Below are 11537 nucleotides of genomic sequence, written 5' to 3' on the forward strand. Positions count from 1 at the left end.
GCTTTTTTATTATCATGAGTGCCATATCAGAGAAAAAATCAAGCGGGAAGTTTTGGGAAAGGTTTTTCCTCAATATCTCGCGTAAAAACTTCTGTATAAGTATAGCGCTTATGGAACAGGGGGGTTATTTATCGCTGTTATTCAGTATTTCGATCCTTTCAAGTATCCTGCCCTTTTTTGTAGCGTCAAGCTTACGGAAGCTGTTTATCAGATTTGTTTCCATTTCGGTAAGCGTTGATTTGGTAAGTCCTCTTTTTTCATCAGTGATACCTGCGATATAGTCAAGTGAAACGTTGTAGAGCTTTGCTACGTTTATTGCGATATGAAAAGGCAATTCGCTTTCTCCGCACTCATATCGTCTGTACTGTGTCAGATGAAGGAATAGCTTTTCCGCAGCCTGCTTCTGAGTCAGATCAGCGTCCTCTCGCAGGTCACGAACTCGTCTGTAATTCATTGAATCAACTCCCGGATATGTGTTATTATCATTTTATCGTATAGCACAATATTGTGTTGACTTTCTTGAAAATATGTGTTATTATATAAAATTGAAAACACGATACAGTGTCATATGCGAAAGTGCAGTGAGTTATTAAGTCAAACTCTGTTTTATAAAATAACAATTAAACTTGATTGAAAAACATTGCCTGCCTCAGACAGACGATGCTTTTTATCCACTCGGACTTTTTTATATGTAGAATTGTTGTTAAAATAGCACAAAAATCTGCAAAGAAAAGTCAAAACTGCATATGCAAAATATTGACTTATGAAATATTCGGTGATATAATTAAAATAGAGAAATTGTACATATTTTGTACGGAATTGGAGGAATTTTATGAAAGCAAAAAAAATGCTCAGCGGACTTGCTTCGCTGGCACTTTCCCTCTCTGCTTTTACAGGACTCGGTGCTGCTGAGCAGATAAGACCTGCTGAGGTCAAGGCTGCAACTGCAAACTGGAAGTTCGACTTCGGCGGAAGCGGTGCTGCAAGCGGATATACAGGCGTGTCCGCATCAGACGGCTATAATTCGGGAAGGGGCTACGGATTTGCACAGACATGGAACGTGTCCAACGTTTCCGCAGGAGGCAGCGGAGTACTTGCGGACGCGGTAAAGTTCAACGACTACGGCTCTGGCAACACCTTTAACGTTGACCTGCCGAAGGGACTTTACGAGGTAAAAGTAACTGTGGGCAATGCTCCGCGTACTACTATCAAGCTTGAGGGTATGGTTCAGATGATGAACCTTACAGGGCGTGGAGCAACTGAGACGGTTAAGCTCCCTGTTACCGACGGACAGCTCAATATTCAGGCTGTCGAGGGCATGAGCAAGCGCGAGCAGTCCATTTCCGCTGTGGAGATCAGACAGATCAACGACACGGGAACTATGCCGCCTATGGTATGGATATGCGGCGATTCTACCGTTGCGAATTACTACAACTGCGCAGATACTTCTCAGCATGGCTGGGGACAGTTCTTCCAGTCACAGCTCCCTGCGGGTTCTTATGAAGTCCGCAATATGGCGACAAGCGGTCAGTATGCAAAGGGCTTCGTGAACGGCGGTCAGTTCGCTCCTATCGAGACCTACGGCAAATCGGGAGACTATTACATTATATCCATTGGTATAAATGATTCAAACTATTCCAACGAGACCGAGTACTACAATACCGTTACCGATATGGTAAAACGTGCCAAGGCTAAGGGAATGGAGGTAATACTCGTTAAGCAGCAGGGAAGACGCGGCGATCTCAACCGCAGCCCGAAACTTTCAGGACGCTGGTACGGTGGGTCTCTCGACAAGATAGGCAGTGAGCAGAATGTCAAGGTGGTAGACCTGTTCACGAAGTGGCAGGATTTCGGCCTTTCAATTGGCTACGACGGAATGGCTTCGTATTATGCTATACAGGCTAACGGCAGCAATGACGATCTCCACCAGAGCAAAAAAGGCGCTCAGAAAATTGCCGAGATCATGCAGCAGGAGCTTCAGCTCGGCGTAAGAGCTGCTATTCACCCCGAGGAAAATGTATCCTATATGTTCAAAAACGTCAACAGCGGTCTTTATATGGAAGTTGCTGACGGTAACATAACAAGCGGCGCTAATGTTCAGCAGTGGGGAGCTTCTTCTTCACAGCTGCATAATACATGGAAGTGCGTACAGGCTACAGGCGATTATTTCTACATCAAGCCTGTTGAGTCTGAGCTATGTCTATATGTTGACAAAGGCAGTAAGGATAACGGAGCTAATATAGTAGTTGCAGACAAGAACGGCTACAGTGACCAGTTCTTCAAATTCCAGGATAACGGCGACGGCACTGTGACTATCCTCACAAGAGCTTCACGCGATGCAAGAGCTGTCGAGGTCGCAAGTGCGTACAAAAACAGCGGCGCTAATATCCAGCAGTGGGAAGTAAACGGTCATGCCTGCCAGAAGTGGGAAATGATAGAGGTAGATGATATTGTTGTTACAGTTCCGCAAACTACGACTGCAACGACCACGACTACAACCACAACTACTGTCACCACGACAACTTCTTCCGCAGTAACATCAGCTCCTGTTGAAACCTATCCGTTTGATTTTGAGATCTTCTACGGTGATGCAAACTGTGACAGTAAAGTTGATATGTCGGATATCGTACTTATCATGCAGGCTCTTGCAAATCCAAACAAATACGGCCTTACAGGTTCAGACGAACACCATATCACAAAATATGGTCTGTTAAATGCCGATGTTACAGGAGAACACGACGGCATGACAGGCAACGATGCGGTGTTCATACAGAGGTGTCTCCTCGGACTTGACAAGCTTCCCGAGCCTATTTATGTTATCCCTGTAAAATCAACGACATTGACCACAACTACAACTACAACAACCACCACAACAACAACAGCTCCTGTTCCCGTGAAGTATTTTGCAGTGGATCAGGTGTGGACAAACGGCGTTACAGAGACTGTCAATGCAGGTTATACAAAAGCTGACGGCTACGTAAACCTTGATAATACAACTGACAGCAATATAACCTTTACGGTAAATGCTTCGACAGCTGGAAACTATATGACCCATATACGCTTCGCAAACGGTTCGGTCAATGACCGCAAGATGAAGATATTCGTCAATGATAATTTTGATTCTTGCTGGATGCAGTCCTTCCCGGGTACAGGTTCATGGACTGACTGGAACGAGTTTGGCATAGTTCTTCCGCTCATTGCAGGAAAGAATACTATCGTTATGCAGTCGGCAATGTCCGAGGGCGGTCCTAATCTTGACTACATCGAGCTTATCCTTACAGACGAGCCTTATGCAGAGATATATGACCCTTCTCAGGAACAGCAGAACACAGGCAGCGGTCAGCATATGCTTTATATCGCAGGCGATTCCACTGTTCAGAGCTACCGTGCGCAGTACGCTCCGCAGCAGGGCTGGGGATACTATATGCAGGACTACTTCAATAGCGATATAACAGTTGCCAATCATTCCATCGCCGGCAGAAGCTCCAAGAAGTTCTACGACGAGGGCAGATGGCAGACCATTGAGGACAGTCTTAAATCAGGCGACTATGTAATGATACAGTTTGCTATCAACGATGCAGGTGCATCAAATGCGGACAGATACGCTCCGACTTGCGGAAATGTTAATAATCCGTCATCCGGCTCGTATGAGTGGTATATGACACAATTCATCAATGGCGCAAAGAATAAGGGCGCGACACCGATACTTGTAACAACGACTATCGGCATGAAGGCTTACTCCAACGGCAGATTTGCAAACAGCTACACCAATTATAACAAAGCCTGCTATGATCTTGCAAAGAAGTACAGCGTTCCGTGCATCGACCTCAATACTCTTATGGTGAATCATTATAACTCGGTAGGCTATGATACAGCCAAGAGCTACCACCTTATGGGAGCAGTTGCAGGTTCAACAGACGGCACTCATTTCTGTGAAAAAGGCGCAAACATCGTTGCAGGACTTGTCGCAGGAGAAATAAGAAAGCAGAACATAAGCGGTCTGGCTTCATACCTCAAATAAACTATAAAGGCTTCACGTTTTGTGAAGCCTTTTCATTTTGCAGAAGGTCATATTTTCAGCTCTAAAAAATGCACAAGCATATTCCATGTTGGACAGTCCACCGCACCGCTTTCGGGAATGCCTGTATATCGCTGGAAAAGCCGCACAGCTTTTCGTGTATCCTCGTCAAATTCGCCGCATACGCTTACCTTAGGCATATTGTCATACCACGCAGCAGCTTTCCATAGCATTGCCTGTATGATATATACCAGTTCTCCGCTGTCACCATCGCAGACGCGGTAGCTTTTGGAAGGAAATACATGGTAAGCCGCGGGAGCACCGTCGAGATCCTCTCTGTAGACAGCTGCGATCTTATCCCATGTATCGGGATCGGTCTCACCTGTTACGGGAAGCCCGTATAAACGCTGAAATTCCGATACCGCCTCTTTGGTGTCGCTGTCGTAGATGCCGCTCGGCATTACCTGAGGTATCCTTTTGTCGAAAATAGATATGGCATAAAGGAGATCCTGCAATTCGCGGATATGTTCCTTTTTTTGTTCATCTGTGTATGGCATGGGATCAACTCCTGATAATAGTATTTGTCATTTGGTGATCTGACATAACGGCTACTTTATGGTGTAGCCGGGATTCTGGTAGGGACGCTTGTCAAAACCGTACCGCAGGTCTGAATATACGCCTGCTATCCTGTCCCATGTGACAGCTCCCACTATACCCGACGTATCTATGCCGAACTGACGCTGGAACGCTGTGACGGACTGTTTTGTAAGAGGGCCGAAATAGCCTGTATCACTGACTGCGGGGATATTCGGATAGCTTCTGCTGATATAAGTGAGATACTGCTGTATTATCTTTACAGATTCTCCGTTCGCACCTTCTCTCAGAACAGTATTGGGATAAAGTGCAACGTAGGTATACTGGGGCGGTACCGATTCAACAATACCCTGATATGCACGGTAAAGATCGTTTCTGGTTGCCCTGTTGACCACTCCCGTCTGAGGAAGTCCGAACACGCGCTGGAATGACTTTACCGAGCGCTCTGTCTGCTCACCGAAGTAGCCTGTTATCTCTACAGGTATGACGGCTTCATAGTAAGCGCCTATGACTGCAAGGTAGTATTGCAGCATACTGACCTCTATGGACTGCATACCGATACGGAGGTCTTCGGAGAACTGCGGCTGTATCTCATCGAGCCGAAGCCCCTCGGAATCAAGCTCAGCCAGCCGTTTTACGCTGGTGTAGATGTAGGTTATCCTGTACCATGTTGCTGCATTGACTTTTCCGTTTTCTTCAAGTCCGAATATCTGCTGGAACTTCCTTACAGCGTCTTCAGTTGCAGTGTCGAATATCCCGTCGGCAGCAGGTATCTTCGGGATAGCAGGGAAGTTGCGCGATATGCGGTTGAGCCATATCTGTACGAACTTCACATCGTTGCCGAATGCACCGTTTACCAGTTCTATCCCTGGATAGGAGGGCATGGCTGTCCGCACGGGGGCGTTTTTGACGATATCAATATTCTCTCCGTAGTAGTATTGCAGTATCTCATAGGGAGTATAGCCCCTTTCTGCAAGAGATACTGTGCCCCATTGGGAAAGTCCGTTACAGGTAGTGGTAGTGCCGTTGCAGAATGAAGTGAAAAGAGGTTCGACTCTGCCTTGCCGCCTTACGTAGTCGTTGAAAAGCTCATCGACGAGGTAACTGATGTTCTCGAAATACTCCCTGCCGTTTATGAACTTCTGATCGAACTGAGTTGTGGCAGTTATGTCGAAATCATATCCCCTTGAACGGTACCATTCGGTGTATATTCGGTTGAGTGCAAAGGATACTATCACGTAGATATTGGCACGGAGAGCATTTTCGTTCCATGTGGGGTAAATCTCGCTGGAAGCGACGTTTTTGATATACGAAGCAAATCCCACTGTTACATTCGGGGAATCCGAATCAGGAGTCCCAAGATGCACAGTTATGGTCTCTGGTATGAAAGGTTCTCCTGTAAGCATGGCTCACTCCTTTCTGCCGCGGAAATCAGGTTCGGCATTGTAATAGGTCACAGTTTCGTCGGAACTTTGCATCATCATAGGCACAGGTATGAGATTGAAGTTTTGTACAGAGGTTATGCCCGAAAATACAGGCACATCAACGCTTCTTGCGTTAAAAAAGCCTTCTGCCGATACGCTTACGTCAAAGAGATTGTACGGACGTTCATCGGGATCAGATGATTGTGAATGTATCAGGTCGGGAACGGGAAGCGGGAACTTGGGGGAAATGCCGCTCTCATCGGTAATTCCTGATGCAAGTATCATTCTTTTTCCGTCTACCACAGCGGTAACTGCCACGGAGGCTCCCTTTATGGCGGACGAGTTATCACCTGTACGGACATTTACCAGTATATAGCCTGTTTCTCTGCCTAAGAGTTCCTCCGAGGTGTATTCGGGCGGCACATTGTCTTCAGAAGAAGCAGTGCCGAGGTCGGTATCAAGCTGGGAAAGATCGGGCTCAGGGTAGCGGCTGTTGTAGTCCTCCTCGGTATCGGGGAAATCCTCGTCGGTGAATTCCGAATAAACCGTATCGTCGGGAGCATCTTCGTTTACATCTTTTATCTCCTGCGGCTTCGGATTATAGTCAAGGGATATGTCTCCCGACTGTTCCGTGGGATTTGAGCTCCTGCTGTAGAGCTTCATGAGCTCCTGCTTGTATTTTTCAGTATCAAAATTTCCGTTTTTCATATGATCTCCTCCTGCTAAATGATATTCTTCACCGCCGCAGAATATTACACGGTCATGATTGACTTTGAATATCTCATATGATATAATGAATGAAAATGCATTCATTATAACTTATCTAAAAGCCCTTGCAGATACGCAAATCAGAGATTTGCTCCCTGCAATCGGGCAATTATATCATAACGCTTCGCTTTTATGACATTATTTATGCTTGAAAGAGTCGATATATTCTTTGTATTTAAGCAGATAAGAGGTTTATATATGGATTATGAGAGAAATTGGATCTTAGATAAAGTGTATGATCTTGCTGATCAGAAAAAGTATGATGAGGCAAGAAAGTTCATTGCCGATCTGACAATACCTGCCGATGAAAAGGCGAGACTGAATATGCACGTCTGGCAGATACAGCAAAAAGAAGTCGATTCCCATGGAAAAGGCTTTGACAAGATACCCATGACACCTGTCATATCTATGATACTTGGTTTTGTTGTGATATGCTCGGCATTCTTTTTTAAGGATACGCTCCAGACCGTGCTTGTTACGGTAGGACTGATAATGGCAGGCGTTATCCCTGCGATATACTGCTTTATTGAGAAACGCAGGATCAACAAGACTTCGGGAAAATATGAAACGGAATCTCACAGATACGTAAAAGAGGGTGCGGATATCAATTACGTAAAGCCCGAAGCTCCTGCGTGGGTAGTAGGTTTTACTATTCTGGGCGTGGGACTTATTATAGGAGCCATGGCGGTCACAAATGTGCTGAAAGGCGCTTACGAGAGACTGGCGATATGCGCAATGCTTACGGCAGCTTTTGTACTTTTCTTCCTTTGCTGCAAAAACAGAAGAAGACATGACAGTGTCATCTCCATGAAACTGCTGGCAGTATGCGGTGTGCTTTATACGATATTCAGTATTTCGGCTATCTTTGATCCTGCTAATGAGAAGTATTACGGTCTTATTTTCTGTTCATTCGGCGCAATGCCGCTGCTTTTGTATCCCGTGACATTTGCGTTTATAAAACGAAAGCAGTGTACGGTAAAGGTCGAGGCGGAATGTGTTGACTGCACCATTGTATCGGGTTTGGGAGGCGGACGGCGTTTGCCTGACAGGTATTATGCTTTCTGGAAATATTCTTATGAAGGCGTTACCTATGTGCATAGGGATATGGCTTCATACAAGAAAACAGAGTTTGGCGAGTTCACGGAGCTGTTCATAGCACCGAGCGATCCGCATAATGTCTACCGCAGAAAACTCCCGATAACAAGCAGCATATATATTGCGGCTGGCTTTTTTATGACGGTTTACGCATTTTTGCCGTTTATAGGTCAATAAAATGGTGTGATCGCGGGAAAGGTAAGAAGCCCGCGGAGTTCAAAGCCGATGCGGTGTTACTTGACAATCGGTGGGCTTTGTATTATAATTAATATTAATAACCACATATACAGCGAATAATTTTGAACGGAGGAAAAACAGTGCAAAGACATATTGTCTCTCTGGCACTCGCGGTCGTGTCAGCTATACTCGTAATAATTGCAGGCAGATCGTGTACTAAGAGCGCTTACGAGAGCAACAAAAAAGGCAGCTCACAAAATAATACCACACAGAAGTACCACCTGATAACAGAAGCTGAGTACGGTACGTCAGATCAGAGCGTTCTGGGTGCAGGTTCGGGAGGCTCTGCAAATAATCCTGCTCAGGAGACTACAGAGCGCGAGTATGTGACTGTTACGAATATGTTCGGAGATGTCATTGAGACTATCCCTGTGACTACTCCCGAGGAGGCAAATATGCCTACCACTACTCTTTCGATACTCGATGAATATAACAGAAAACACGGCGGTCTGGACAATGATACGAACGTTCAGGAGTACACAACATATATTGCGCCTGCAACCAACATCGTTATTGAAGTAGGCTGATATAATTTCAAGGAGGAAAAACAATGGTAACTATCGAAATGGAAAACGGAAAGAAGATCAAGATAGAGCTTTATCCCGATATCGCTCCTATCTCTTGTGTGAACTTTGAGAAGCTTGTAAAGCAGGGCTTCTACGATGGTCTGACATTCCACAGAGTTATCCCGGGATTCATGATCCAGGGCGGCTGCCCCAACGGTACAGGCACAGGCGGTCCCGGCTGGCATATCAAGGGAGAATTTGCTGCAAACGGCGTGAAGAACGACCTCAAGCACACAAGAGGTGTTCTTTCAATGGCTCGTTCAATGATGCCCGATTCAGCAGGTTCACAGTTTTTCATCATGCATGAGGACGCTCCTCATCTTGACGGCAACTACGCTGCATTCGGCAAGGTAGTTGAAGGTATGGAGGTCGTTGACGAGATAGCAGAATGTGCTACGGATTACAATGACAAGCCTACAACACCTCAGATAATGAAGAAGGTAACTATTGACTGATAAACTCTGAGAGGCGGATATACCGCCTCTTTTCTTTTTCGGCTCAGCAGACACGCGGCAGTTGACTTTGCATGAGAAATATGCTATAATATTTTAAATATCGTCTGTCCGCAGATGACAGACGCAAAATTTACAAAGGATTGATAATATGGACTTTAAGGCACTTGCAGATTACCTTTTCCCCGATGTCAAGGATACTCCCGAGGACATAGAGGCGCGTTTCCCCGAAAGACAGCTTCCGGACGGAGCTTTTGTTACCCGTATAGGACCAAGTCCCACAGGATTTGTTCACCTCGGAAATCTTTACAATGCTATCATAGGTGAGCGTATAGCTCATCAGTCACAGGGTGTTTTTTACCTTAGAATAGAGGATACAGACAATAAGCGTGAGGTTGAGGGCGCTGTTGAGACTGTCATCAATGCTATGGACTACTTCGGCGTTCATTTCGACGAAGGCGCTACAGCTGACGGTGATAACGGCAGCTACGGTCCTTACCGTCAGAGACAGCGTAAGGACATCTACCACGTATTCGCAAAGCTCCTTACAGAAAGAGGACGCGCTTATCCATGCTTCATGACTGCTGAGGAGATAGAGGCTGTCCGCGAGCAGCAGACTGCAAACAAGGAAAATCCCGGAGTTTACGGTAAGTATGCAAAGTGCCGTGATCTTACTCTTGATGAGGTAAAGGCTAATATCGAAGCAGGCAAGGAGTGGGTGCTCCGTTTCAGAGGTCAGGAGACAGGTGAGACTATCGCTGTCGAGGACGCTATCCGCGGAAAGCTCGAAATGCCAAGAAATAATATGGACTTCGTTCTCCTCAAGAGCGACGGTATCCCGACTTATCACTTCGCTCACGTTATCGACGACCACTTCATGCGTTCAACTCATGTTATCCGCGGTGAGGAATGGATATCTTCACTGCCAATGCACGTTGAGCTGTTCAATACACTGGGTTGGGAACAGCCTAAGTACTGCCATACCGCTACTCTTATGAAGATCGACGAGGAAACAGGCGGTAAGCGCAAGCTCTCAAAGAGAAAGGATCCTGAGCTCGCTCTCTCATACTATCAGCAGGAGGGTATCAGCAGGGATGCTATATGGGAGTTCCTTCTCACTCTTCTCAATTCAAATTATGAGGAGTGGCGTATCGCTAATCCTGAGACAGATTACCATGAGTTTCCGTATACTCTGGAGAAGATGTCGGTTTCGGGTGCTCTTGTTGATCTCGACAAGCTCCGCGATATCTCAAAGAACGTTATCTGCCGTATGCCTGCACAGCAGGTCTATGACGGCTGGCTGGAATGGTGCAGCGAGTACGATAAGGAATTCGCTGACCTTATAAACAAGTATCCCGAGAGAACTCTTGCTGCTCTCAATGTGGGCAGAGGCGGTGCTAAGCCAAGACGTGATATCGAGACATGGAAGCAGGCTTGTGACTTCATGAGCTTCTACTATGACGAGAAGTTCACAGTATCAGACCCTATGCCCGAGGAGTGCGACGAAGCTACAGTTAAGGAGTTCTTCGGCAAGTACCTTGCAAGCTACGACCACAGTGACGACAGTGCGGCTTGGTTCGACAAGGTAAAGGCTATAACCGAGGAAATGGGCTTTGCTGTAAAGCCTAAGGATTACAAGAAGAATCCCGACCAGTTCAAGGGAAGCATAGTCCACATAACCAATATGTTGAGAATAGCTCTCACAGGACACGCTAATGCTCCCGATATCTGGGAAGTCAGCCACGTTCTCGGTGAGGAGATAACACGCAGGAGACTGGAAGCCTTTGCTTAAAAGTTATTCCGCGTTAACCTGTAGGGGCGGATATTATCCGCCCGCCAATAACTCATAAATTATAAATGACAAACTGTAGGGAACGGTGCCCTCGCCGTTCCTCTGATATTTCATAACAGTAAACGCGGAACGCCGAGGGCGGTGTTCCATACTATATTTTTCGAGCATTTGCGTAAAAGAGTCCCACGGTAAAATGTCAATAGACAAAAAGTAGAAAAAACAGTGAGGAAACCGTATACTCTGCCTAAAAAGAGACAAAAAAGGCATCTCCTACTAAAGCCCGCACCGAAAAAATTTTTCGGCGGGCTGGAGTTGCCGGATTAATATTCCTCCGGCGGGATATACAGGCGGTTAGTCTTCAGCAGTGTATAGACTAACCTGACCAACTTTCTGGCAGTGAGAGCGAGTGCGCGTTTATGATTGTGCTTGTTAGCCTCTTTGTATTTGAGAGCGTAGAAGCGCTTGAACTCCGGGTCGCATCTTCTCAGAGCGTTTGCAGCTTCGCACAAATAGTATTTCAGATGATGGTTACCGCCTTGGATCATGCGCTTGTCCTCAGCTTCAAAATCACTGGACTGGTGCTGAGTCCAG

The 11537-nt window shown here is 46.1% G+C and carries 10 protein-coding genes; 5 read left to right on the forward strand and 5 right to left on the reverse strand.

Annotated elements, in window-relative coordinates; all coding sequences use genetic code 11:
* Nucleotides 1-124: 124 nt before the first annotated feature.
* Nucleotides 125-454 carry a helix-turn-helix transcriptional regulator gene (locus tag K6G33_RS12430; protein ID WP_296779975.1) on the reverse strand — a complete coding sequence of 110 codons (330 nt, stop codon included), beginning with the start codon at nucleotides 452-454 and terminating at the stop codon, nucleotides 125-127.
* 378 nt (nucleotides 455-832) lie between these two features.
* Here K6G33_RS12430 and K6G33_RS12435 point away from each other — a divergent pair, with 378 nt between their 5' ends.
* Nucleotides 833-4021 (forward strand): GDSL-type esterase/lipase family protein, encoded by a 3189-nt coding sequence (locus K6G33_RS12435; RefSeq protein WP_296779978.1) that lies wholly within the window; start codon nucleotides 833-835, stop codon nucleotides 4019-4021.
* A 47-nt stretch (nucleotides 4022-4068) separates the two neighbouring features.
* Here the strand turns inward: K6G33_RS12435 and K6G33_RS12440 are convergent, their stop codons facing one another.
* The 3 genes from K6G33_RS12440 to K6G33_RS12450 are packed head-to-tail and all read right to left on the reverse strand — an operon-like array spanning nucleotide 4069 to nucleotide 6744.
* Nucleotides 4069-4575: a peptidoglycan-binding protein gene (locus tag K6G33_RS12440; protein WP_296779980.1), complete on the reverse strand. Its 507-nt coding sequence runs from the start codon at nucleotides 4573-4575 to the stop codon at nucleotides 4069-4071.
* A gap of 51 nt (nucleotides 4576-4626) precedes the next feature.
* Nucleotides 4627-6018 (reverse strand): peptidoglycan-binding protein, encoded by a 1392-nt coding sequence (locus K6G33_RS12445; protein ID WP_296779981.1) that lies wholly within the window; start codon nucleotides 6016-6018, stop codon nucleotides 4627-4629.
* A gap of 3 nt (nucleotides 6019-6021) precedes the next feature.
* Nucleotides 6022-6744, reverse strand: coding sequence for a carboxypeptidase regulatory-like domain-containing protein (locus K6G33_RS12450; protein WP_296779983.1), 723 nt, complete (start codon nucleotides 6742-6744; stop codon nucleotides 6022-6024).
* Between the two features lie 258 nt (nucleotides 6745-7002).
* On the opposite strand from K6G33_RS12450, the gene K6G33_RS12455 reads away from it, so the two are divergent.
* The 4 genes from K6G33_RS12455 to K6G33_RS12470 all read left to right on the forward strand — a co-directional run bounded on the left by K6G33_RS12455 (nucleotide 7003) and on the right by K6G33_RS12470 (nucleotide 10946).
* The gene (locus K6G33_RS12455) at nucleotides 7003-8076 is read left to right on the forward strand and encodes a hypothetical protein (protein WP_296779986.1); all 1074 of its coding nucleotides are present in this window, start codon (nucleotides 7003-7005) and stop codon (nucleotides 8074-8076) included.
* Nucleotides 8077-8216: 140 nt separating this feature from the next.
* Nucleotides 8217-8663, forward strand: a complete 447-nt coding sequence (locus tag K6G33_RS12460; RefSeq protein WP_296779988.1) for a hypothetical protein — start codon at nucleotides 8217-8219, stop codon at nucleotides 8661-8663.
* 23 nt (nucleotides 8664-8686) lie between these two features.
* Nucleotides 8687-9157 carry a peptidylprolyl isomerase gene (locus tag K6G33_RS12465; protein WP_296779991.1) on the forward strand — a complete coding sequence of 157 codons (471 nt, stop codon included), beginning with the start codon at nucleotides 8687-8689 and terminating at the stop codon, nucleotides 9155-9157.
* Between the two features lie 148 nt (nucleotides 9158-9305).
* The gene (locus tag K6G33_RS12470; protein WP_296779994.1) at nucleotides 9306-10946 is read left to right on the forward strand and encodes a glutamate--tRNA ligase family protein; all 1641 of its coding nucleotides are present in this window, start codon (nucleotides 9306-9308) and stop codon (nucleotides 10944-10946) included.
* Nucleotides 10947-11266: 320 nt separating this feature from the next.
* Here the strand turns inward: K6G33_RS12470 and K6G33_RS12475 are convergent.
* Nucleotides 11267-11537 (reverse strand): transposase (locus tag K6G33_RS12475; protein WP_296779997.1); only part of this gene is annotated, 271 nt, incomplete at its 5' end.

The organism is Ruminococcus sp., assembly GCF_024691275.1.
In the GTDB taxonomy this organism is placed as follows: domain Bacteria; phylum Bacillota; class Clostridia; order Oscillospirales; family Ruminococcaceae; genus Ruminococcus.

Excerpts from the sequence above, each read along its gene's own strand:
- K6G33_RS12435 (WP_296779978.1), top strand. The coding sequence starts at position 833 with ATGAAAGCAAAAAAAATGCTCAGCGGACTTGCTTCGCTGGCACTTTCC.
- K6G33_RS12470 (WP_296779994.1), top strand. The coding sequence starts at position 9,306 with ATGGACTTTAAGGCACTTGCAGATTACCTTTTCCCCGATGTCAAGGAT.
- K6G33_RS12465 (WP_296779991.1), top strand. The coding sequence starts at position 8,687 with ATGGTAACTATCGAAATGGAAAACGGAAAGAAGATCAAGATAGAGCTT.
- K6G33_RS12440 (WP_296779980.1), bottom strand. The coding sequence starts at position 4,575 with ATGCCATACACAGATGAACAAAAAAAGGAACATATCCGCGAATTGCAG.
- K6G33_RS12450 (WP_296779983.1), bottom strand. The coding sequence starts at position 6,744 with ATGAAAAACGGAAATTTTGATACTGAAAAATACAAGCAGGAGCTCATG.
- K6G33_RS12445 (WP_296779981.1), bottom strand. The coding sequence starts at position 6,018 with ATGCTTACAGGAGAACCTTTCATACCAGAGACCATAACTGTGCATCTT.
- K6G33_RS12455 (WP_296779986.1), top strand. The coding sequence starts at position 7,003 with ATGGATTATGAGAGAAATTGGATCTTAGATAAAGTGTATGATCTTGCT.
- K6G33_RS12430 (WP_296779975.1), bottom strand. The coding sequence starts at position 454 with ATGAATTACAGACGAGTTCGTGACCTGCGAGAGGACGCTGATCTGACT.